The sequence below is a fragment of the Bacillus sp. RE35 genome, assembly GCF_052146655.1.
Taxonomy (GTDB): Bacteria; Bacillota; Bacilli; order Bacillales; family Bacillaceae_G; genus Bacillus_A; species Bacillus_A cereus.
In genome coordinates this window covers 3,841,969-3,865,510 of record NZ_CP197377.1, presented here as the reverse complement: position 1 = coordinate 3,865,510, position 23,542 = coordinate 3,841,969, and the positions used below count along the sequence as shown (strand labels likewise).

Sequence of the window (23,542 nt, the reverse complement as noted above, 5' to 3'; positions counted from 1 at the left end):
TCAGCATCACCTTATACAAAAAAGGAGAATTCTATGCCAGAAGGAAAAATTATAAAAGCTTTAAGTGGGTTTTATTACGTGCAGCATGAAGAAGGGGTTACGCAATGTCGTGGACGAGGTGTATTTAGAAAAAATAAAATTACACCACTTGTAGGAGACCAAGTTGTTTTTCAGGCAGATAATCCAACTGAAGGTTATGTGCTTGAAGTGTTTGATCGAAAAAATGAACTTGTTAGACCTCCTATTGCTAATGTCGATCAAGCGATCCTTGTGTTCTCTGCAGTAGAACCAGATTTTAATCCTGGACTGTTAGATCGATTTTTAGTGCTGATTGAATATCATAACATTAAGCCAATTATTTGTATTAGCAAGATGGATTTAGTAGATGAAAAGATGAAAGCAACTGTTGAAGCTTATGCGAATGATTATCGTGAGATGGGTTATGATGTTTTATTTACTTCTATTAATACGTCAGAAAGTATTGATATATTAAAACCATACTTAGAAAATTGTGTTTCTGTCGTTGCGGGTCAATCTGGTGTGGGGAAATCTTCAATGCTTAATGTGCTACGTCCAGAATTAGAGCTGAAAACAAATGATATTTCCTCCCATTTAGGACGCGGGAAGCATACGACAAGACACGTAGAATTAATTGCAATTGGGAGTGGACTAGTAGCAGATACACCGGGTTTTAGTTCACTAGATTTCATTGATATAGAAGTAGAAGATCTTACATATTGTTTTCCAGAGTTGAAAGAAGCGAGCCAATACTGTAAATTTAGAGGGTGTACACATCTTTCTGAACCGAAATGTGCGGTGAAAGCTGCGGTTGAAGAAGGGAAGATTACAGAATATCGCTATAAGAACTATAAACAATTCGTAGAAGAAATTAGAGAGAGAAAGCCGAGGTATTAGTTATGATTAAAATTGCACCATCGATTTTATCAGCAGATTTTTCAAAATTAGGGGAAGAGATTAAAGATGTAGAAAAGGGCGGAGCGGATTACATTCACGTTGACGTAATGGATGGACATTTCGTACCAAATATTACGATTGGACCGTTAATTGTAGAAGCTATCCGTCCAATTACATCATTACCATTAGATGTACATTTAATGATTGAAAATCCTGATAACTATATCCCGACTTTCGCACAAGCGGGAGCGGATATTATTACTGTTCACGTAGAGGCGTGTCCACATCTACATCGTACAATTCAGTTAATTAAATCTCATGGTATTAAAGCGGGCGTTGTATTAAATCCACATACGCCAGTTTCAGTAATTGAGCATGTATTAGAAGATATAGATATGGTATTACTTATGACAGTAAACCCTGGATTTGGTGGACAGAAGTTTATCCATTCTGTATTACCGAAAATTAAACAAGTTGCAGACATGGTGAAAGAGCGCAATCTAGAAGTAGAAATTGAAGTTGATGGTGGTGTAAATGCTGAAACAGCAAGACTTTGTGTGGAAGCAGGAGCAAATGTACTTGTAGCTGGATCAGCAGTATACAATCAAAAAGACCGCGGTGAAGCAATTCGCGTAATTCGTGGGTAGTGATGAACTTTATCCTAGTAAGGTATTCATAGGATAGCGTAAAAATATGTAAAAAGGCAATCTACCGAATGGCAGATTGCCTTTTTACAATGGAAGGGGAAGAAAAAATGATTATTCATATTTTGGCAGGAGGACCTTCGGAATATTGTGCAGATTTTGCTCGATATGAGGATGAGGAAGTAGTGTGGGCAGCGGTTGATAGGGGAGTATACCGTCTATTAAAGAAAGGGATTACACCGGCTGTTGCGTTTGGAGATTACGATTCAGTTACCGAAGAAGAATTAGTATGGATGGGACAGCAAACGAACGAATTACATATTGTTCCGCGAGAAAAAGATCAAACGGATTTAGAAATTGCAATTAACTGGGCATTAGGACAGAAGCCGGCACTAATTCGTATTTTTGGTGCTACCGGTGGAAGGCTTGATCACGGTTTGGCAAATATACAGATGCTTTTAAAAGGGTTAGAAGTAGAGATAGAAATGTGTATTGTGGACAATAAAAATGAAATAACAGTTAAAAAAGTGGGTACACATATAATTGAAGAAAATAAAAATTTTCCTTATGTATCTTTTGTACCAGTTACTGAAATAGTGGAAGGGATTACATTGTTTGGTTTTAAGTACCCGCTTACTAATAAAACAATAGAGTGGGGATCAACACTTTGTATTAGTAACGAACTCGTTGAGGAAAAAGGTACTTTTTCATTTACTTCTGGCATATTAATGTTGATAAGAAGCACTGATTGAAGAAACAATTTTGCTCCTTACATCATATAGTGACCAAGTGGAGTAATGGGGATTAGGAGGGAAACCATGAGATTTTATACAATTAAGTTACCTAAATTTCTTGGTGGAATTGTTCGTGCAATGTTAAATACCTTCAAAAAAGATTAAAAAAAGCACCTATCACCGGTGCTTTTTCCATTGTTATAGTAAAAAAAGAGCCTATCGGCTCTTTTTTTTATTATTAAACACGTTCGATTTTGCCAGATTTTAATGCTCTAGCAGAAACGTAAACACGTTGAACTTTTCCGTCGATGCGTACGCGAACTTTTTGAAGGTTAGCGCCCCACTTACGTTTTGTAGCGTTCATTGCGTGAGAACGAGAGTTACCAGAACGAGCTTTTCTTCCAGTAATAGCACAAACACGAGCCATTTATATTTCCCTCCCTTGATACCTTACCATACGTAATTTTTCAATGTTAGTCTTTTATGCGATGCTAAAAACACTACTATAATTTAACACAACTAAAAAGAGAATGCAACACCGTAGAAAAAAGAAATCAAGAAAATTTACTTGACACTATATGTCAATGAAGAAAAGTTGAAATCCATAAAAATTGAAATCCATAAAAATTGCTTGACATATTATAGTGGTACATGTTGTATAATAACAATGGACTATTTTGCTCATCATAAAAAAGTGTAATTTAAAACATAAAATATGAGAGTGAAAAGAAAGAACGATGGAATTTTCTTTAAAAAGATTATATGATAGTAACTAAAGTAGTCTAGCTCACTTTCACCATTTATGAAGGGGGAAACGAGATGTCAATTGAAATTAAAACGAAGTACGGTCAAATTGATATTAGTACAGATGTAATTGCAACAATTGCTGGAGGTGCCGCGGTAGATTGCTACGGTATCGTAGGTATGGCATCAAAAAATCAGTTAAAAGATGGATTAACAGACATTTTACGAAAAGAAAATTTCACTAGAGGTGTTATTGTTCGTAAAAATGAAGATGAAGTACATATTGATATGTATATTATTGTGAGCTATGGTACGAAAATTTCAGAAGTGGCACATAATGTGCAGACGAAAGTGAAATATACATTAGATCAAACTGTAGGACTAGCAGTAGATTCTGTAAACATCTACGTACAAGGAGTTAAAGTAATAAACTTGTAATGTGCATTAAGGAGGAAAATCTGTGTCAATTCAAAAAATTGATGGAAAACGTTTATCACAAATGATCATGCAAGGAGCGAATAATTTAACAAATAATGTTCAGCTTGTTGATGCATTAAACGTATTTCCAGTTCCAGATGGCGATACCGGTACAAACATGAACTTATCTATGACTTCAGGTGCGCGTGAAGTGAAAGCAAATCCTTCACAGCATGCTGGTAAAGTCGGCGTAAGTTTAGCCAAAGGATTATTAATGGGAGCTCGTGGTAACTCTGGAGTTATTTTATCTCAGTTGTTCCGTGGTTTCTCTAAATCCATTGAACAAAAAGAAGAATTAACAACAGTTGATTTTGCTGCAGCACTAGAAGCTGGAGTAGAGGCGGCTTATAAAGCGGTTATGAAACCGATTGAAGGAACGATTTTAACGGTTGCAAGAGAAACGGGTAAATATGCAGTAACAGTTGCGAAAAAACAGCGCGACTTTGTTTTGTTTATGGAAGACGTTGTGAAAGAAGCAAACGCATCGTTAAATCGTACGCCAGATTTATTACCTGTATTAAAACAAGTTGGCGTTGTAGATAGCGGTGGTAAAGGTCTTGTAGTGGTATACGAAGGGTTTTTAGCTGACTTAAAAGGAGAAACGATTTCTTCTGATGCACCGACGCAACCATCTATGAATGAAATGGTACGCGCAGAACATCACCGTAGTGTACAAAGCCAATTGAGTACAGAAGATATTAAGTATGGATATTGTACAGAGTTCATGGTGAAATTAGAGGCTGAAAAGGTGAAAGAGCATAATTTCTCTGAACAAAAATTCCGTGAAGATATTAGTGTATATGGTGATTCTCTACTAGTTGTGTCTGATGATGAAATTGTAAAAGTTCATATCCATGCAGAACATCCTGGAGACGCTATGAACTACGGGCAAAAATACGGTAGTTTAATTAAGATTAAAGTAGAAAATATGCGTGAACAGCATACTGCTTTGTTAGATGAACCTACTATGGTTCCTGAGCAACCAGCTCAATCGAAAGAAAAACAACCATATGGTATCGTAACTGTAGCTATGGGATCTGGTATTAAAACTTTATTTGAGAGCATCGGCGCAACGAAAGTTATCGAAGGTGGTCAAACGATGAATCCAAGTACGGAGGATATCGTAAAGGCAATTGAAGAAGCAAATGCTGAAAAAATCATTATTTTACCGAATAACGGAAATATTGTAATGGCAGCAGAACAAGCGGCATCAGTTGTAGATCAAGAAGTTATTGTTGTTCGTTCGAAAACAGTTCCTCAAGGTATGGCAGCAATGTTAGCATTTAACCCAGTTGGAACGTTAGAAGAGAATGAAGAAAACATGCAAGAAGCTTTATCTCATGTGAAAACAGGTCAAATTACGTATGCTGTACGTGATACGGAAATTGATGGTGTAGCAATTCAAAAAGATGATTTCATGTGTATTGCAGATGGGAAAATTGTATCTACAAATGCTGAAAAAGTAGGAGCTGCGAAGCAATTACTAGAAGCGCTTATTGATGAAGATTCTGAAATCGTAACGATTCTACAAGGGGAAGATGCAACTGATGAAGAAGTAGCGGAGTTAGTTGAATTTGTAGAAGAGAAATTTGAAGATGCAGAAGTAGAAGTACATGCTGGAAACCAACCAGTGTATTCTTTCATCTTCTCTGTAGAATAAGATAAGATTCGTTTTGAAAATAAATGGATTACTTACTTGCTAATGGATAAGAAGTAGTAATATGAAGTTTATTACTAGTTTTTATTCAAAAGGCTAGCATATTGAAGAGAGAAAAGAGCCTTGCTGCTAATAGTGAGGCTCTTTTTTACTTGTTTTATATAAGGGATTTGAGTAGTTTCTCTTAGAATGCCTATGATAGAATATATAAGGTGAAAGAGAGCGATTACAGATGCTAATTGGTACTCAAATAAAATGCAATAAAGAAAATAATGTGACGGGGTGTGAGAATCTTGAATGATGTTGTACAAGTTCCTGTTACGGATGTAAAGGGGATCGGAGGAGAAACATCTGAGTTACTACATGAGATGGGTATTTATACAGTTTCTCATCTATTAGAACATTTTCCGTACCGTTATGAAGATTATGCGATGAAAGATCTTGCTGAAGTAAAGCATGATGAACGTGTAACGGTTGAAGGGAAGGTTCATAGTGCTCCTTTGCTGCAATATTATGGTAAGAAGAAATCGCGTTTAACAGTTCGTGTTCTCGTCGGTCGTTATTTAATTACGGCGGTATGTTTTAATAGGCCTTACTATAAGCAAAAATTAAAGTTAGATGAAACGATAACGATTACTGGTAAATGGGATCAACATCGTCAAACAATTGCTGTATCAGAACTTCATTTTGGACCGGTTGTACGTCAACAAGAAGTGGAACCTGTTTATTCAGTAAAGGGGAAACTTACAGTAAAACAGATGCGTCGTTTTATTGCTCAAGCGTTAAAGGAATATGGAGATTCTATAGTCGAAGTGTTACCGGATGGTTTGTTAGGGCGATATAAATTATTACCAAGATATGAAGCGCTCAGGGCATTGCATTTTCCGGTAGGACAGGAAGATTTGAAGCAAGCGCGTCGCCGTTTTGTATATGAAGAATTTTTCTTATTTCAGCTGAAAATGCAAACGCTCCGGAAAATGGAGAGGGAAAATTCAAAAGGGACGAAGAAAGAGATTCCGTCAGCAGAATTACAAGAATTTATCGATGCACTGCCGTTTCCATTAACGGGTGCGCAGCGCCGAGTTGTAGATGAAATTTTGAAAGATATGACATCTCCTTATCGGATGAACCGACTATTGCAAGGTGACGTTGGTTCTGGGAAAACAGTTGTTGCTGCGATTGGTCTTTATGCATCGAAATTAGCTCATTATCAAGGTGCTTTAATGGTTCCTACAGAAATTTTAGCTGAGCAACATTATCAGTCGCTTGCTGAAACGTTTTCGCATTTTGGTATGAAGGTGGAACTGTTAACAAGTTCTGTTAAAGGGGCGAGACGTCGAGAAATTTTAGCGAAGTTAGAACAAGGAGAAATAGATATTCTTGTTGGAACGCATGCCTTAATTCAAGATGAAGTTATATTTCATAGGTTGGGTCTCGTTATTACAGATGAACAGCATCGATTTGGTGTAGCGCAGCGCCGAGTTTTACGGGAGAAAGGTGAAAGTCCAGATGTATTATTTATGACAGCGACACCAATTCCGCGTACGCTTGCAATTACTGCATTTGGAGAGATGGATGTTTCGATAATCGATGAGATGCCAGCAGGTAGAAAGGTGATTGAAACATACTGGGCAAAACATGATATGTTAGATCGCGTTCTCGGTTTCGTTGAAAAGGAGATAAAAAAAGGAAGACAGGCATACGTTATTTGTCCTCTAATTGAAGAATCTGAGAAACTTGATGTGCAAAATGCTATCGACTTACATAGTATGCTGACGCATCATTACCAAGGGAAATGCCAAGTTGGATTGATGCATGGGAGATTATCGTCTCAGGAAAAAGAAGAGATAATGGGACAGTTTAGTGAAAATAAAGTACAAATTCTTGTATCGACAACAGTTGTTGAAGTAGGTGTGAACGTACCGAATGCGACTGTAATGGTTATTTATGATGCAGAACGTTTCGGTTTATCGCAGCTTCATCAGCTTAGAGGGCGTGTCGGCCGTGGTAGTGAACAATCATATTGTTTATTAATAGCAGACCCTAAATCAGAAACAGGGAAAGAAAGAATGCGCATAATGACTGAAACAAATGATGGATTTGTATTGTCAGAAAAAGATTTAGAATTACGAGGTCCTGGAGATTTCTTTGGGAGTAAGCAAAGTGGCTTACCAGAATTTAAGGTTGCTGACATGGTACATGATTATCGAGCGTTAGAAACGGCAAGGCAAGATGCGGCGATACTAGTAGATTCAGAAGCGTTTTGGCACAATGATCAGTATGCTGCCTTGCGTACGTATCTTGATGGGACAGGTGTGTTCCAAGGAGAGAAGCTCGATTAAAGGGAGTCAACAAAAGTTTTTGTTGCATTCTACTTTTAATGATTATATACTACTGTTAGTACCTAGTCATAAAAATGGATGGTGCGGTATGAAAAAAAGAATAAGTAAAAAAGAAAGACAAGAGTTATTACAACAAACAATCGAATCAAATCCTTTTATTACGGATGAAGATTTAGCGGAAAAATTTCAAGTGAGTATACAAACGGTACGACTTGATCGTATGGAATTGTCTATTCCTGAATTAAGAGAGAGAATTAAACATGTAGCTACAAAGCAACATGAAGAAGATGTGAAATCTTTACCGTTAGAAGAGGTTGTTGGAGAAATTATTGATATTGAATTAGATAGACATGCAATCTCTATCTTTGAAGTAAAGATAGAACATGTATTTAAAAGAAATCAAATCGCTCGTGGGCATCATCTGTTTGCGCAAGCAAACTCACTAGCTGTTGCGGTTATTGATGAAGAATTAGCTTTAACTGCAAAGTCTACCATTCGATACATTCGCCCTGTAAAATTAGGAGAGCGTGTTGTTGCAAAAGCGCGCGTTGAAGATGTAGAGAATGATAAAGGACGGACGGTTGTCAAAGTGCGTAGCTTCGTTGGAGAAGAACTTGTTTTTACAGGCACTTTTGAAATGTATCGATCTAGTAATTATAGTGAGGAAGGTAACAACTTATGAAAATCGCAATAGATGCAATGGGCGGAGATCACGCTCCAAAGGCTGTAGTATTAGGGGCAATGAAAGCTATTAAGGAATATTCTGATTTACATATTACGTTAGTAGGGAAAGAAGAGGAAATTCGTCAATACTTAACGAGTGATGAACGAATTACTATTCTTCATACAGACGAAAAAATAGAATCAACGGAGGAACCAGTAAGAGCGGTTCGTCGAAAAAAACAAGCTTCAATGGTGCTTGCGGCACAACAAGTAAAGGATGGAGAAGCAGACGCTTGTATATCCGCAGGTAGTACAGGAGCTTTAATGGCAGCTGGATTATTTGTAGTCGGTCGTATGGAAGGAATTGAGAGACCAGCTTTATCGCCTACAATGCCAACTGTAGATGGAAAAGGTTTTGTTATGTTAGATGTTGGAGCAAATGTTGATGCAAAACCAATTCATTTATATCAATATGCAGTAATGGGATCTGTTTATGCTGAGAAGGTAAGAGGAATTGAAAATCCTCGCGTTGGACTATTAAACGTTGGAACAGAGGATGGAAAAGGAAACGAGCTTTCAAAGCAAGTATTTGCAATGCTTAAAGATGCGCCAATTAATTTCGTGGGGAACGTTGAATCAAGAGATTTATTGCAAGGTGTAGCAGATGTTGTTGTATGTGATGGTTTTACAGGGAATGTAGCGTTGAAATCATTAGAGGGAACAGCACTTGCGCTATTCTCTATGTTGAAAGAACAGTTAATGAGTTCATTTACGAGCAAATTAGCAGCGGCGGTATTAAAGCCAAAACTTATGGTATTAAAAGATAAAATGGATTATTCGGAGTATGGAGGAGCTGCATTATTTGGATTGAAAGCACCTGTCATTAAGGCTCACGGTTCTTCTAATGATCAGTCGATATTTAGTGCGATTCGTCAAACGAGAGAAATGGTAGCGAAAGAAGTAATTCCTACGATTTCAAGCGTAATGGAGAAAGAGTCACTCCAATAAGAGGAGGATTTGAAATGGGAAAAATAGCATTTCTTTTTCCGGGCCAAGGTTCACAGGCAGTTGGAATGGGTAAACAATTAGCAGAGAATAATAAAGAGGTTGCAAAAGTGTTTGCAAAAGCAGATGAGGTGTTGGAAGATTCACTTTCAGAAGTGATTTTTGAAGGACCGCAGGAAAAGCTTACATTAACAACAAATGCGCAGCCTGCATTATTAACAACGAGTTTTGCTATTTTGACAGCTTTGAAAGAGTATGACATTACACCTGACTTTGTCGCTGGTCATAGTTTAGGTGAATATAGTGCTCTTGTAGCAGCTGGTGCATTAACTTTTGAAGATGCTGTATATGCTGTAAGGAAACGTGGCGAATATATGGAAGAAGCTGTTCCGGGCGGGGAAGGCGCAATGGCAGCTATATTAGGTGCTGACCCACATATGCTGAAACAAGTTACAGAAGAAGTAACAAGTGAAGGATATGCAGTGCAAATCGCTAATATGAATAGTACGAAGCAAATTGTGATTTCTGGAACGAAGCAAGGCGTAGAGGTTGCTTCTCAAAGAGCGAAGGAAAATGGTGCAAAGAGAGCGATTCCACTAAAAGTAAGTGGGCCATTCCATTCTTCACTTATGAAGCCGGCAGCTGAGAAGTTCCAAAGTGTTTTAAATGAAATTACAATTCATGACACGAATATTCCTGTTATTGCAAATGTTACGGCGGAAGTTATTACACGTGGTGCAGACATTCAAGAAAAGTTAATCGAACAGCTTTATTCGCCTGTATTATGGTACCCGTCTATTGAATATATGGTGAACCAGGGAGTAGATACATTTATTGAAATTGGACCTGGAAAAGTACTTGCTGGACTTATGAAGTCAATTGATTCATCAGTAAAAGCATATGCGATATACGATGAAGAGACATTAAAAGATACCATTTCAAATTTGAGAGGAGAAAACTGATGTTAAAAGGGAAGGTAGCATTAGTAACTGGCGCTTCACGTGGAATTGGTCGCGCGATTGCGATTGATTTAGCGAAACAAGGGGCAAATGTAGTAGTAAATTATGCTGGTAATGAACAAAAAGCAAATGAAGTAGTAGATGAAATTAAAAAATTAGGTTCTGATGCAATTGCGGTAAGAGCAGATGTTGCAAATGCTGATGATGTTACAAATATGGTGAAACAAACAGTAGATACATTTGGACAAGTTGATATTCTTGTAAATAATGCTGGTGTAACGAAAGATAATTTATTAATGCGTATGAAAGAAGAAGAATGGGATACAGTTATTAATACAAACTTAAAAGGTGTATTCTTATGTACAAAAGCAGTATCTCGTTATATGATGCGTCAACGTCACGGTAGAATTATAAACATCGCTTCGGTTGTTGGTGTTATAGGAAACCCAGGACAAGCTAACTATGTTGCTGCTAAAGCGGGTGTTATTGGATTAACAAAAACATCTGCAAAAGAGTTAGCAAGTCGAAATATTACAGTGAATGCAATTGCGCCGGGCTTTATTGCGACTGATATGACGGATGTACTAGATGAGAATATTAAAGCCGAAATGTTAAAAGTTATTCCAGCTGCTCAATTTGGTGAAGCGAAAGATATCGCGAATGCTGTAACGTTTTTTGCTTCTGATCAAAGCAAATATGTTACAGGTCAAACGTTAAATGTTGATGGCGGTATGGTAATGTAATAAAAGAATCGATTTCACCTAGTTTTTTTGGTCAATATTTAATATAATATTTGAGGGGAGGTGAATGGAATGGCAGATGTTTTAGAGCGCGTAACAAAAATCATCGTTGATCGTTTAGGAGTAGAAGAGACTGAGGTAGTACCAGCTGCAAGCTTCAAGGAAGATTTAGGAGCAGACTCCCTAGATGTAGTAGAACTTGTAATGCAATTAGAAGATGAATTCGAAATGGAAATTTCTGATGAAGATGCTGAAAAGATTGCTACTGTTGGCGATGCTGTGACTTACATAGAGAGTCATCTATAATGCTTAAGTGAAGTCCCGTTTTTTAGCGGGGCTTTCTGGCTTATATCTGGAGGGACCTATGCCGTACCGAAAATATAGAGAAAAAAAATACGAAACAAAATATCGTGAAGCATTTAAAGTGTTTCAAGAAAAGATAGGTATTACGTTTACAGATGAAAAATTATTGATTCAAGCATTTACGCATTCATCGTATGTGAATGAGCATCGAAAAAAACCGCATGAAGATAATGAGCGTCTTGAATTTCTTGGAGATGCAGTATTGGAACTGACTGTATCGCAGTATCTGTTTCAAAAATATCCGACAATGAGCGAAGGAGAGTTAACAAAACTACGTGCAGCTATTGTATGTGAGCCATCTCTTGTTCGTTTTGCGAACGAATTGTCATTTGGTAGCCTTGTTTTATTAGGAAAAGGTGAAGAAATGACAGGTGGACGTGAACGACCAGCTTTATTAGCGGATGTCTTTGAAGCGTTTATTGGTGCCCTTTATCTTGATCAAGGGCTAGAAACAGTTTGGGAATTCTTAAAAGAAATTGTATATCCGAAAATTAATGAGGGTGCTTTTTCTCATGTGATGGATTATAAGAGTCAGTTGCAAGAATTGATTCAGCGTGATGGCAGTGGCAATGTTGAGTATCAAATTTTGCAAGAAAAAGGACCAGCTCACAATCGAGAATTTGTGTCACGTGTTACGTTAAATAACGTAGCTTTAGGTCTTGGTAGTGGTAAGTCGAAAAAAGAAGCAGAGCAACAAGCTGCTGCAGAAGCATTGAAAAAATTAAAAGAACAACTATAAGGAATCCCCCTTTGAATGAGGGGGATTCCTTGTGCATAGAATGAAACTTTCTTTTTGTTTATAATGAAAAAGAAGGTAAATCCGTATAATACTTGTTTTTGTATAGAGAACATTTATAACGACGGAGAATAGGAGGAAGGCCTTTCGTGTTTTTAAAAAGATTAGAAATAGCAGGGTTTAAGTCTTTTGCTGAGCGTGTATCTGTTGATTTTGTCCCAGGTGTAACTTCTGTAGTAGGACCTAATGGAAGCGGGAAAAGTAATATTACTGATGCAATTCGCTGGGTACTTGGTGAACAATCTGCAAAATCATTACGTGGTGCAAAGATGGAGGATATTATTTTTGCAGGCAGTGATACGAGGAGAGCGGTTAATGTTGCTGAAGTAACAATAACTTTAAATAATGAAGATCAACGTTTACCAATTGAATACAATGAGGTGTGTGTAACACGTCGTGTATCTCGTTCAGGTGATAGTGATTTTTATATTAATAAACAATCATGTAGATTGAAAGATATTATCGATTTATTTATGGACTCTGGTATGGGAAGAGAAGCTTTTTCAATTATTAGCCAGGGGAAAGTGGAAGAGATTTTAAGTAGTAAGTCAGAAGAGCGTCGAGGTGTATTTGAAGAAGCGGCAGGCGTACTAAAATACAAACTTCGCAAAAAGAAAGCTGAAGGGAAATTAGCAGAAACACAAGAAAACTTAAATCGTGTACAAGATATAATTCATGAATTAAGTAGTCAAGTAGAACCTTTAGAAAGACAAGCTTCTATTGCGAAAGATTATCTTGAGAATAAAGAAGAATTAGAGAAAGTAGAAGCTGCGCTTATTGTCCATGAAATTGAAGAATTGCACGAGAAATGGGAAGCGCTTCGAAATCAGTTTGGGCATAATAAAAACGAAGAAGCTAAAATGTCAACGAATTTACAAAAAAGTGAAGAAGAGCTTGAGGAATTACGAGGACAATTACAAGCGGTAGATGAGTCTGTAGACTCGTTGCAAGAAGTACTTCTTCTTTCTAGTAAAGAGCTAGAAAAACTTGAAGGGCAGCGCGAGTTGTTAAAAGAGAGAAAGCAAAATGCTACGACGCATTGTGCGCAACTTGAGCAGTTAATTGTTGAATTAACAGAGAAAACTAAAAGTTACGATGGTGAGATTGAGTCAAGTACAGAAGCTTTAATGCAATTTGTGAATGAAGTAAAAGAGTTGGAGCAAAAATTGCATGATAATGAGCAACTGCTTGCTACTTTTGCTGACAATTTAGAGGAACAGATTGAGAATTTAAAAGGTGACTATATTGAGCTTTTAAATCAACAAGCTAGTCATCGTAATGAATTATCTATGATTGAAGAACAATCTAAACAGCAAACGTCTAAAAACGAGCGTCTAGATGAAGAGAATGCGAAATATGTAGAAATGCGTATGGAAATTACAGCGAAAAAGACGAAACTTGTAGAAAGTTACGAACAAGCGAAAGGAAAAGTAGCTGGCATTCTCTCAAACATACAGAAGACAGAGGCGGCGCTTGGGAAATGTAAGACGCAGTATAGTGAAAATGAAACAAAACTGTATCAAGCATATCAATTTGTGCAACAGGCACGTTCTCGAAAAGAAATGCTTGAAGAGATGCAAGAAGATTATTCTGGATTCTATCAAGGTGTACGTGAAGTATTGAAAGCTAGAGAAAATAGGTTGCAAGGTATCGAGGGTGCTGTTGCGGAACTGTTAACGGTACCGAAAGAATACGAAGTTGCAATGGAAATTGCTCTAGGTGCAGCGATGCAGCATATTGTTGTACAAACAGAGGAGCATGCTCGTAATGCGATAGCATTTTTAAAGCAAAATAAACATGGACGTGCAACGTTTTTACCGCAAGCTGTTATTAAAAGCAGGTCTTTATCATTTGAGCAATTACGCATTGCAAATCAACACCCATCGTTTGTAGGTGTGGCGGCAGAACTTGTGCAGTACAACAATAAATATGAAAATGTAGTTTCAAATTTATTAGGTACGGTTATTGTTGCGAAAGATTTACGCGGAGCAAATGAGTTGGCGAAACAACTGCAATACCGTTATCGCATTGTAACAATCGAAGGTGATGTAGTGAATCCTGGCGGTTCTATGACTGGTGGGGCGGTAAAGCAAGCGAAATCTTCTTTATTAGGACGCCAACGTGAACTGGAAGAGTGGACTCGCAAGTTAACTGATATGGAAGAAAAAACAATGAAGTTAGAAAACTTTGTTAAAGCAGTAAAACAAGAGATTCAAGAAAAAGAAGTGAAAATACGCGAACTAAGGCAAACTGTAGAAGTAGATCGTGTAGATGAGCAGAAATTAAGAGAAGAGATTAATCGTCTAGAATTAGAAGAACATCGTATTAATGATCGATTGTCTATTTATGATTTAGAGATTGAAGGGTTTTTACAAGATCGAGTAAAAATGCAAGGGCGTAAAGAGGAGTTAGAAGGGATTTTAACGAATCTTCAAGCTGATATCACTAAGTTAGATAGTAAAATTGTAGCTTTAACAAAACAAAAAAGTGAGCAACATTCTTCGAAAGAAAAAGTTCAAAAAGAAATGACGGAGTTAAAAGTGCTGGTAGCTGAAAAGCAACAACGCTTATTTAATCAAAAAGAAAAAGTTGAACGATTGACGAAGGAAAAAGAAGAAACGGATGCGACACTTGTAAAAACGAAAGAGGATTTAGCGTTCTTAAAACAAGAAATGACATCTAATTCAAGTGGTGAAGAGCAAATTACGAATATGATTGAGAAGAAAGCATATGATCGTAATCAAACTTCAGAATTAATTCGCTCTCGTCGTGAACAACGTGTATCGTTGCAAGAGAGGGTAGAACATTTAGAGCGCAATTTGAAAGAAACGACAGGTAAACATAAATATATTCTTGAAATGTTGAAAGATCAAGAAGTGAGAATAAATCGACTTGATGTAGAGTTGGAAAATAGATTACAACATTTACGTGAAACATATACGATTTCATTTGAAGCGGCAAAACTAAAATATACAATGACAATGCCTGCAGAAGATGCGCGTAAGAAAGTAAAATTAATCAAATTATCTATAGAAGAGTTAGGTACAGTGAACCTAGGGGCAATTGATGAATATGAACGTGTAGCGGAGCGTCATACATTCTTACTAGAGCAGAGAGACGACCTAGAAGAAGCGAAAGCGACATTGCACCAGCTTATTACCGAAATGGATGAAGAAATGAAAAAACGCTTTTCTACTACGTTTGAAGGCATTAGAATGGAGTTTCAATCGGTATTCTCTGAATTATTTGGAGGCGGTAGAGCGGATTTAGTAATGACTAATCCAGAGGATTTACTAAATACGGGTATTGATATTGTAGCACAACCGCCAGGGAAGAAACTGCAGAACTTAGGTTTACTTTCAGGTGGAGAGCGTGCTTTAACAGCAATTGCGCTTTTATTTGGTATTTTAAAAGTACGCCCAGTACCATTCTGTGTACTAGATGAGGTAGAGGCGGCCCTTGATGAGGCGAATGTAGCTCGTTTTGCACAGTATTTAAAGAAATTCAGTAATGAGACGCAGTTTATTGTAATTACACATAGAAAAGGTACAATGGAAGAGTCTGATGTGTTGTACGGTGTAACAATGCAAGAATCAGGGGTATCTAAACTTGTTTCGGTTCGTTTAGACGCCGGAGAAGAACTTATTGCAAGTGAATAGGAAGGATGGGAAAGTATGAGTTTTTTTAAAAAACTAAAAGAAAAAATTTCAAAACAAACGGATACAGTTACAGAGAAATTTAAACAAGGATTAGAAAAAACGAGAAATTCATTTGCGGATAAAGTGAATGATTTAGTTTATCGTTACCGTAAAGTGGACGAAGATTTTTTCGAAGAGTTAGAAGAGATCTTAATCGGTGCAGACGTTGGCGTTGCGACGGTAATGGAATTAATTGACCAATTGAAAGAAGAAGTACAACGTCGTAACATTCAAGATCCAAAAGAAGTACAAGCTGTTATTTCAGAAAAACTAGTAGGAATTTACAAAGGCGACAGCGATTTTAGTAACGAAATTAATATGCAAGAGGACCAATTAACGGTTGTTTTATTTGTTGGTGTTAATGGTGTAGGAAAAACGACGACAATTGGTAAACTGGCGCATAAGTTTAAATCAGAAGGTAAGTCAGTCCTATTAGCGGCAGGAGACACATTCCGTGCTGGAGCGATTGAACAATTAGAAGTATGGGGCGATCGCGTTGGTGTAGAAGTGATTAAACAAGGATCTGGATCTGATCCAGCGGCGGTTATGTATGACGCTGTACAAGCTGCGAAAGCACGTAAGGTAGATGTATTACTATGTGACACAGCAGGACGCTTGCAAAATAAAGTAAATTTAATGAAAGAATTAGAGAAGGTGAAGCGTGTAATTGAGCGTGAAGTACCAGGTGCTCCTCATGAAGTATTACTTGTTATTGATGCAACAACAGGACAAAACGGTTTAAGCCAAGCGAAAACATTCCGTGAAGCAACGAATGTAACTGGTATTGTTTTAACGAAGTTAGATGGAACTGCTAAAGGTGGTATTGTATTAGCGATTCGTAACGAAATGGATGTACCAGTGAAGTTTGTTGGATTAGGAGAGCAAATGGATGACTTGCAACAGTTTGATCCAGAACAATATGTGTATGGTTTATTTGCGAACTTAGTAGAAACAGAAGAAGTATAAGTGAAAGGAGCGGTATTTCCGCTTCTTTTTCTATAAAAAATATATGATGTTAAGAAAAAAACTTGACACTCTTTTGGACTACATGTAAACTAATTCATGTAAAGGGAAATCACTTAACAAAGGATGATCCAACATGCTCGAAAAAACAACGAGAATGAACTATTTATTTGATTTTTATCAATCGTTGTTAACGCAAAAACAAAGAAGTTATATGTCGCTTTATTATCTAGATGATTTATCTCTTGGTGAAATTGCGGAAGAATTTGATGTAAGTCGCCAAGCCGTGTATGATAACATTAAACGGACTGAAGCGATGCTTGAAGAATATGAAGAAAAATTAGTATTACTTCAAAAGTTTCAAGAGCGACAGCGACTTGTTGCAAAGCTAAAACAGCTAATCAGCGAAGAAGAGCATGTAAATGAAGAAATGAAACAAGTTGTTGAAGCTATCGAAAAATTAGATTAGGAGGGCGGCAATATGGCATTTGAAGGATTAGCCGACCGACTTCAACAGACAATGCAAAAAATCCGCGGCAAAGGAAAAGTTTCTGAAGCCGATGTGAAAGAAATGATGAGAGAAGTTCGTCTAGCTCTTTTAGAAGCAGATGTTAACTTTAAAGTAGTAAAAGATTTTGTGAAGCGTGTGTCTGAACGTGCTGTCGGACAAGATGTAATGAAAAGTTTGACACCTGGACAACAAGTAATTAAAGTTGTACAGGAAGAACTTACAGAACTTATGGGCGGAGAGCAAAGCAAAATTGCTGTTGCTAATAAGCCACCGACTGTTATTATGATGGTTGGTCTGCAAGGTGCGGGTAAAACAACGACGACAGGTAAGCTTGCGAATTTGCTTCGTAAAAAGCATAACCGTAAACCGATGCTTGTTGCAGCGGATATTTACCGTCCAGCAGCGATTAAACAGCTTGAAACATTAGGGAAGCAATTGGACATGCCTGTATTCTCTTTAGGAGATCAAGTAAGTCCTGTTGAAATTGCGAAACAAGCGATTTCAAAAGCAAAAGAAGATCATCACGATTATGTTTTAATCGATACAGCGGGTCGCCTGCATATTGATGAAGAACTAATGGATGAATTAGCGAAAGTTAAAGAAGTTGCGAAACCGGATGAAATTTTCCTTGTTGTCGATGCGATGACGGGACAAGACGCGGTAAATGTTGCGCAAAGTTTCCATGAACAGTTAGGTTTAACAGGTGTTGTATTAACGAAATTAGATGGTGATACGCGCGGTGGTGCTGCATTATCTATTAAGGCTGTAACAAACACGCCGATTAAATTTGCTGGTATGGGTGAAAAACTAGATGCAATTGAAGCGTTCCATCCAGAGCGTATGGCATCCCGTATTTTAGGGATGGGCGATGTCTTAACATTGATTGAAAAAGCGCAAGCTACAGTTGATGAAGAGAAAGCGAAAGAACTTGAGCAAAAAATGCGTACGCTTTCGTTTACGCTTGACGATTTCCTAGAACAACTTGGACAAGTGCGTCAACTTGGGCCGCTTGATGAATTGTTAGGAATGCTTCCTGGTGCAAATAAAATTAAAGGGCTGAAAAATGCACAAGTTGATGAAAAACAAATTGGGCATATTGAGGCAATTATTCGTTCTATGACTAAATTAGAACGAGAACAACCGGAAATAATCAATGCTAGTCGCAAAAAGCGCATTGCCAAAGGTAGCGGTACAACTGTACAAGAAATCAATCGTCTAATTAAACAATTCGATGACATGAAAAAAATGATGAAGACGATGACGGGAATGCAAAAAGGTAAGAAAAAAGGACTAGGTGGATTGAAGTTTCCATTCATGTAAGGAAAAAAAGATGGCTCTGTTAAGAAAAAATACTTTACAAAGCAATAGTCTTTTTGCTAATATAATTATCTGTGTGAAATAAATTCGGAGGTGCTTTATAAATGGCAGTTAAAATTCGTTTAAAACGTATGGGAGCTAAAAAAACTCCTTTCTATCGTGTAGTTGTTGCAGATTCTCGTTCTCCTCGTGACGGACGTTTCATTGAGGAAATCGGAACTTACAATCCAGTTGCTCAACCAGCTGAAGTTAAGATCAACGAAGAAGCAGCATTAAAATGGTTAGGAAATGGTGCTAAACCATCTGATACAGTTCGTAACTTATTCTCTAACCAAGGTATCATGGAGAAATTCCACTTATCTAAACAAGGTAAGTAATTGAGGCAATGACTATGAAGAAGTTAGTCGAGACGATTGTCAAGCCTCTTGTCGATTATCCTGAAGATGTAAAAGTTACACAGGAACTTTGCAACGGAGAGATAAAGTATCGATTAACTGTACATCCTGAGGATGTTGGAAAAGTCATTGGAAAGCAAGGGAGAGTTGCGAAAGCGATTCGAATGCTCTTGTATTCAGTGGGACATCATAATGATGAAAAAGTAACACTGGAAATTCAATAAACGTAAAAAAGGGCGAGGAGTTATTCCTCTCCCTTTTTTAACATTTAAATAGAGAGTGCATGTTCCATCTGTGAAATGGAGATGCTTAATTTATATAGAAACCAGGGGTGACATACTATTTATGACAAAATGGTTTAACGTAGGGAAAATTGTAAATACTCATGGCGTAAGAGGAGAAATCCGTGTTATTTCTCGTACTGATTTTCCAGAAGAGCGATATAAAGTAGGAAACACGTTATACATATCGAATGAGAAAGGCACAGACTACCTTCCGGTGAAGGTAACTTCTCATCGCCAACATAAGACATTCGATTTATTAACATTTGAAGGATATAACAATGTAGATGAAGTAGAGAAGTTTAAAGGTTCTTTAATAAAAGTACCAGAAGAGCAGTTAGGTGAACTTGCTGAAGGTGAATACTACTATCATGAAATTATTGGTTGCAGTGTTGTAACGGAAGAAGGAGAAGCGCTAGGGACAATCAAAGAGATTCTATCTCCTGGTGCAAATGATGTTTGGGTAATTAAACGCCCGAAGGGTCAAGATCTCTTAATTCCTTATATCGATGACGTTGTACTTCAAGTTAATATTGAAAATAAATTAGTAACCATTCATGTAATGGAAGGGCTGCTATAATGAAAATTGATATTTTAACATTGTTCCCAGAAATGTTTACCGGTGTATTTGGATCTTCTATATTAAAGAAGGCACAAGAAAAAGAAGCGGTAAACCTTCGTGTTGTTAACTTTCGTGATTATACAACAAGTAAGCATAATAGTGTAGACGATTATCCTTACGGCGGAGGAGCTGGTATGGTGCTTACTCCTCAGCCTATTTTTGATGCTGTAGAAGATTTGACGAAAGAGACAGAGCGTAAGCCTAGAGTTGTCTTAATGTGTCCGCAGGGCGAAAGATTTACGCAGAAGAAAGCGGAAGAGCTTGCAGGGGAAGAACATTTGATCTTCGTATGTGGGCATTATGAAGGGTATGACGAACGAATTCGTGAGCATCTCGTAACGGATGAGATTTCTATTGGTGACTATGTATTAACGGGCGGAGAATTAGCCTCTATGGTTATTACTGATAGTGTTGTACGTCTCTTGCCAGGTGTGCTAGGAAATCATGCTTCACAAGTAGAGGATTCGTTTAGTACAGGTTTATTAGAGCATCCTCATTATACACGTCCGGCTGATTTTCGTGGTATGAAGGTACCGGATGTATTAATGTCAGGGAATCATAAAAACATTGATGAATGGCGACATAAGGAATCTTTGCGTCGAACGTATACGCGTAGACCGGATTTGTTAGATGAGAGAGAGTTATCTAAACAAGAGAAAAAATGGCTTGAGGAAATAAAGCGAGAGCAGTAATAACTTCATATATTTGCTATTGCAACAGGCCTAGTAATATGCTATTATAACATTTGTGCTACTGAAATCAGTAGCCGTATTAACGATGTTCCGCTGTAATTTATTAAGACTTTATAAGAGCATCTGTTTAAAGGAGAGAATTTAATATGCAACAATTAATCGCAGAAATTACAAAAGGCCAATTAAAAACTGACCTTCCTTCATTCCGTCCTGGTGACACTTTACGTGTACACGTAAAAGTTGTTGAGGGAACTCGTGAAAGAATTCAGCTTTTCGAAGGTGTTGTAATTAAACGTCGTGGTGGCGGAATCAGTGAAACATTCACAGTTCGTAAGATTTCTTACGGTGTAGGTGTTGAGCGTACATTCCCAGTTCACACGCCAAGAATCGCGAAAATCGAAGTACTTCGCCGTGGTAAAGTACGTCGTGCTAAGTTATACTACTTACGTAACCTTCGCGGTAAAAAAGCACGTATTAAAGAAATTCGATAAGACATGTATGGGAGCTTGTAAATGCACAAGCTCCCTTTTTCCAATCTATATGAAATTTTGGTATAATACGAGCAGTTTACATAACCGTGGAGGGGAAATGCATGAAAAAAGAGAAGAGTTCACTTTGGGAATGGATTAAGGCAATTTTGATTGCTGTTGTATTAGCTGGTGTTATTAGACAGTTTTTCTTTGCGCCAATTCTCGTAGACGGGGTATCGATGGCACCTACTTTACATGATCGTGATCGAATGATTGTGAATAAAATTGGTTATCACATTGGAGATCCAAAACGCTTTGATATTATCGTATTTCGAGCAACAGAAGATAAAGATTACATTAAGCGCATTATAGGCCTGCCAGGCGATGAAATAGAGTATCGTAATGATAAACTGTATGTTAACGGAAAGGCTTATGAGGAGCCGTATTTAGACAAGCAGAAAAAGCAAATTGCTGACGGACCGCTTACATATGATTTTAATCTTGAAGAAATGACAGGCAAGAAAACCGTTCCAAAAGATCAATTATTTGTTTTAGGTGATAATCGTCGTTTTAGTAAAGATAGCCGTTCAATCGGTACGATTTCAATGGATCAAGTAATTGGTAAAGCTAATATGTTATATTGGCCGTTAGAAGACGCACGTATTGTGAAATAAATGAAAAAGAAGGTGGCAACATGGTAATTCAATGGTTTCCAGGGCATATGGCGAAGGCTAGACGCCAAGTAACGGAGAAATTAAAATTAATTGATGTTGTAATTGAACTTGTAGATGCTCGATTACCATTATCATCTCGAAACCCAATGATTGATGAAATCATTACACATAAGCCAAGGCTTGTTGTTTTAAATAAAGCGGATATGGCGGATGATCGTTTAACAAAACAATGGATCGCATATTTTAAAGAAAAAGGCCATATGGCAATTTCGATTAACGCGCAAGCTGGACAAGGTATGAAGGAAATTGCAGCAGCTTGTAAAGTGCTTGTTAAAGAAAAATTTGATAAAATGGTTGCAAAAGGTATTAGACCGAGAGCGATTCGTGCATTAATTGTAGGTATACCAAATGTTGGTAAATCTACATTAATTAATAAATTGGCAAAGAAAAATATTGCTAAAACAGGAGATCGTCCAGGTGTGACAACAGCTCAACAATGGATTAAAGTTGGGAAGGAAATGGAATTGTTAGATACACCAGGTATTCTGTGGCCTAAATTTGAAGATCAATTAGTGGGTCTTCGTTTAGCGACAACGGGTGCAATTAAAGATTCAATTTTAAATTTACAAGATGTAGCTGTTTACGCATTACGTTTTATGGAGAAACATTATCCAGAACGCTTGAAAGAACGCTATAATTTAAATGAGATTCCAGAAGATATTGTGGAATTATTCGATGCAATTGGAAAAAATAGAGGCTGCTTAATGGGCGGCGGAATGATTGATTATGATAAGACATCTGAGCTTGTGCTTCGTGAGCTTCGTGGTGGCAAACTTGGAAAAATGACGTTTGAAACACCGGAAGAGTTTGGAGAGCAAGTGGAAGATGTGGAAAAAATAGAAGAAGTATAAGACGTGCGTTTGTGCGTCTTTTCTTTTTGGATATGTTTAAAAAGGAGCTTGTATAAATGCAAACTATGACGATAAAAGAAGCGGAAAATGTATTGAAAGAAATTATGAATGAAGAAGATGATCGCTTTCAGCTGTTAATGAAAGATGATCGAAAAGGTGTTCAAAAGCTCGTTTTGAAGTGGTATAAACAAAAAGAGTTAGAACAGAAAGAAAAAGAGAAGTTTTTTGAAATGTCCAAGTATGAAAATGCTTTGCGTGAAAAAGGGGTCACATATATCGCGGGTATTGATGAAGTAGGGCGCGGGCCATTGGCTGGGCCTGTTGTGACGGCAGCTGTCGTTCTTCCTGAGGATTTTTATATTCCAGGGTTAAATGACTCGAAAAAGTTGAGTGAAGCGAAACGTGAGCGTTTTTATGATGAAATAAAAGTACAAGCAATTGCAATTGGAGTAGGAATTGTATCACCGCAAGTTATTGATGACATTAATATTTACCAAGCAACGAAACAAGCGATGTTAGATGCAGTTGCAAATTTATCTTGTACACCTCAACATTTATTAATTGATGCGATGAAGCTTCCTACACCAATTCCGCAAACATCAATTATTAAAGGTGATGCGAAAAGTGTTTCGATTTCAGCAGCATCCATTATAGCAAAAGTAACGAGAGATCGTATGATGAAAGAACTGGGAGAGAAGTATCCTGAATATGGATTTGAGCAACATATGGGATATGGCACAAAGCAACATTTAGAGGCAATTGAAGTGCATGGAGTACTAGATGAACACCGCAAGTCATTCGCACCAATTAAAGATATGATTCAAAAATAAGCTGTAAATATACAGCTTATTTTTTTATTTTGGCATATAAACATTACTATTTTCGAAAAAGAATAAAGCGATTTCAGTTTTCTGACACTTTATTGTAGACAGCGTGCCAATCATCTTATACAATGGCAATGTAATGTTT

The 23,542-nt window shown here is 37.4% G+C and carries 26 protein-coding genes; 25 read left to right on the top strand and 1 reads right to left on the bottom strand.

Features of this window, described 5'->3' with window-relative positions:
- Positions 1-33: 33 nt before the first annotated feature.
- From rsgA to spoVM, 4 genes are all read left to right on the top strand, one after another.
- Complete coding sequence (gene rsgA / locus ACTL4X_RS19570) at positions 34-915, top strand: ribosome small subunit-dependent GTPase A (RefSeq protein WP_001113932.1); 882 nt, start codon at positions 34-36, stop codon at positions 913-915.
- 2 nt (positions 916-917) lie between these two features.
- Complete coding sequence (rpe, locus tag ACTL4X_RS19565; protein WP_000589974.1) at positions 918-1,562, top strand: ribulose-phosphate 3-epimerase; 645 nt, start codon at positions 918-920, stop codon at positions 1,560-1,562.
- A 68-nt stretch (positions 1,563-1,630) separates the two neighbouring features.
- Positions 1,631-2,311 carry a thiamine diphosphokinase gene (locus tag ACTL4X_RS19560; protein ID WP_002026234.1) on the top strand — a complete coding sequence of 227 codons (681 nt, stop codon included), beginning with the start codon at positions 1,631-1,633 and terminating at the stop codon, positions 2,309-2,311.
- A 66-nt stretch (positions 2,312-2,377) separates the two neighbouring features.
- Positions 2,378-2,458: a stage V sporulation protein SpoVM gene (spoVM, locus tag ACTL4X_RS19555; RefSeq protein WP_001213599.1), complete on the top strand. Its 81-nt coding sequence runs from the start codon at positions 2,378-2,380 to the stop codon at positions 2,456-2,458.
- Between the two features lie 73 nt (positions 2,459-2,531).
- Here spoVM and rpmB read toward each other — a convergent pair whose 3' ends face one another.
- Positions 2,532-2,720, bottom strand: coding sequence for a 50S ribosomal protein L28 (gene rpmB, locus ACTL4X_RS19550; protein WP_000124776.1), 189 nt, complete (start codon positions 2,718-2,720; stop codon positions 2,532-2,534).
- Positions 2,721-3,112: 392 nt separating this feature from the next.
- Between rpmB and ACTL4X_RS19545 the strand changes: the two genes are divergently transcribed.
- From ACTL4X_RS19545 to ACTL4X_RS19445, 21 genes are all read left to right on the top strand, one after another.
- The gene (locus ACTL4X_RS19545; RefSeq protein WP_002173116.1) at positions 3,113-3,475 is read left to right on the top strand and encodes an Asp23/Gls24 family envelope stress response protein; all 363 of its coding nucleotides are present in this window, start codon (positions 3,113-3,115) and stop codon (positions 3,473-3,475) included.
- 22 nt (positions 3,476-3,497) lie between these two features.
- A complete protein-coding gene (locus ACTL4X_RS19540; protein ID WP_000027129.1) occupies positions 3,498-5,174 on the top strand; it encodes a DAK2 domain-containing protein in 1,677 nt (558 codons plus the stop codon).
- 290 nt (positions 5,175-5,464) lie between these two features.
- The gene (recG, locus tag ACTL4X_RS19535) at positions 5,465-7,513 is read left to right on the top strand and encodes an ATP-dependent DNA helicase RecG (protein WP_001000816.1); all 2,049 of its coding nucleotides are present in this window, start codon (positions 5,465-5,467) and stop codon (positions 7,511-7,513) included.
- An 88-nt stretch (positions 7,514-7,601) separates the two neighbouring features.
- The gene (fapR, locus tag ACTL4X_RS19530) at positions 7,602-8,195 is read left to right on the top strand and encodes a transcription factor FapR (protein WP_441394943.1); all 594 of its coding nucleotides are present in this window, start codon (positions 7,602-7,604) and stop codon (positions 8,193-8,195) included.
- Positions 8,192-9,184, top strand: coding sequence for a phosphate acyltransferase PlsX (plsX, locus tag ACTL4X_RS19525; RefSeq protein WP_000684100.1), 993 nt, complete (start codon positions 8,192-8,194; stop codon positions 9,182-9,184). Before fapR ends, plsX begins: the two co-directional genes overlap by 4 nt.
- Before the next feature lie 14 nt (positions 9,185-9,198).
- Entirely contained in the window at positions 9,199-10,143 is a 945-nt protein-coding gene (gene fabD / locus ACTL4X_RS19520; RefSeq protein WP_000515899.1) for an ACP S-malonyltransferase, read from the top strand.
- Positions 10,143-10,883: a 3-oxoacyl-[acyl-carrier-protein] reductase gene (gene fabG / locus ACTL4X_RS19515; RefSeq protein ID WP_000911773.1), complete on the top strand. Its 741-nt coding sequence runs from the start codon at positions 10,143-10,145 to the stop codon at positions 10,881-10,883. Before fabD ends, fabG begins: the two co-directional genes overlap by 1 nt.
- Before the next feature lie 69 nt (positions 10,884-10,952).
- The gene (gene acpP, locus ACTL4X_RS19510) at positions 10,953-11,186 is read left to right on the top strand and encodes an acyl carrier protein (protein WP_000786062.1); all 234 of its coding nucleotides are present in this window, start codon (positions 10,953-10,955) and stop codon (positions 11,184-11,186) included.
- 58 nt (positions 11,187-11,244) lie between these two features.
- A complete protein-coding gene (rncS, locus tag ACTL4X_RS19505) occupies positions 11,245-11,982 on the top strand; it encodes a ribonuclease III (protein WP_001146875.1) in 738 nt (245 codons plus the stop codon).
- A gap of 146 nt (positions 11,983-12,128) precedes the next feature.
- The gene (gene smc, locus ACTL4X_RS19500; protein WP_234574205.1) at positions 12,129-15,698 is read left to right on the top strand and encodes a chromosome segregation protein SMC; all 3,570 of its coding nucleotides are present in this window, start codon (positions 12,129-12,131) and stop codon (positions 15,696-15,698) included.
- Between the two features lie 15 nt (positions 15,699-15,713).
- On the top strand, positions 15,714-16,703 hold the full coding sequence (ftsY, locus tag ACTL4X_RS19495; RefSeq protein WP_000007655.1) for a signal recognition particle-docking protein FtsY: 990 nt from the start codon (positions 15,714-15,716) through the stop codon (positions 16,701-16,703).
- A gap of 133 nt (positions 16,704-16,836) precedes the next feature.
- A complete protein-coding gene (locus tag ACTL4X_RS19490; protein WP_000891062.1) occupies positions 16,837-17,169 on the top strand; it encodes a putative DNA-binding protein in 333 nt (110 codons plus the stop codon).
- Positions 17,170-17,181: 12 nt separating this feature from the next.
- Positions 17,182-18,531, top strand: a complete 1,350-nt coding sequence (ffh, locus tag ACTL4X_RS19485; RefSeq protein WP_075717459.1) for a signal recognition particle protein — start codon at positions 17,182-17,184, stop codon at positions 18,529-18,531.
- A 101-nt stretch (positions 18,532-18,632) separates the two neighbouring features.
- Positions 18,633-18,905, top strand: a complete 273-nt coding sequence (rpsP, locus tag ACTL4X_RS19480; protein WP_000268750.1) for a 30S ribosomal protein S16 — start codon at positions 18,633-18,635, stop codon at positions 18,903-18,905.
- A gap of 14 nt (positions 18,906-18,919) precedes the next feature.
- Positions 18,920-19,147: a KH domain-containing protein gene (locus ACTL4X_RS19475; RefSeq protein WP_000737401.1), complete on the top strand. Its 228-nt coding sequence runs from the start codon at positions 18,920-18,922 to the stop codon at positions 19,145-19,147.
- 121 nt (positions 19,148-19,268) lie between these two features.
- Positions 19,269-19,784 carry a ribosome maturation factor RimM gene (gene rimM, locus ACTL4X_RS19470; protein ID WP_000170278.1) on the top strand — a complete coding sequence of 172 codons (516 nt, stop codon included), beginning with the start codon at positions 19,269-19,271 and terminating at the stop codon, positions 19,782-19,784.
- Positions 19,784-20,518, top strand: coding sequence for a tRNA (guanosine(37)-N1)-methyltransferase TrmD (trmD, locus tag ACTL4X_RS19465; protein WP_086400993.1), 735 nt, complete (start codon positions 19,784-19,786; stop codon positions 20,516-20,518). Before rimM ends, trmD begins: the two co-directional genes overlap by 1 nt.
- 146 nt (positions 20,519-20,664) lie before the next feature.
- Entirely contained in the window at positions 20,665-21,009 is a 345-nt protein-coding gene (gene rplS / locus ACTL4X_RS19460) for a 50S ribosomal protein L19 (RefSeq protein ID WP_001186516.1), read from the top strand.
- A gap of 101 nt (positions 21,010-21,110) precedes the next feature.
- On the top strand, positions 21,111-21,662 hold the full coding sequence (gene lepB / locus ACTL4X_RS19455; RefSeq protein WP_000711853.1) for a signal peptidase I: 552 nt from the start codon (positions 21,111-21,113) through the stop codon (positions 21,660-21,662).
- Positions 21,663-21,682: 20 nt separating this feature from the next.
- The gene (ylqF, locus tag ACTL4X_RS19450) at positions 21,683-22,573 is read left to right on the top strand and encodes a ribosome biogenesis GTPase YlqF (protein WP_000236704.1); all 891 of its coding nucleotides are present in this window, start codon (positions 21,683-21,685) and stop codon (positions 22,571-22,573) included.
- Between the two features lie 56 nt (positions 22,574-22,629).
- On the top strand, positions 22,630-23,403 hold the full coding sequence (locus tag ACTL4X_RS19445) for a ribonuclease HII (RefSeq protein ID WP_001194265.1): 774 nt from the start codon (positions 22,630-22,632) through the stop codon (positions 23,401-23,403).
- Positions 23,404-23,542 lie beyond the last annotated feature (139 nt).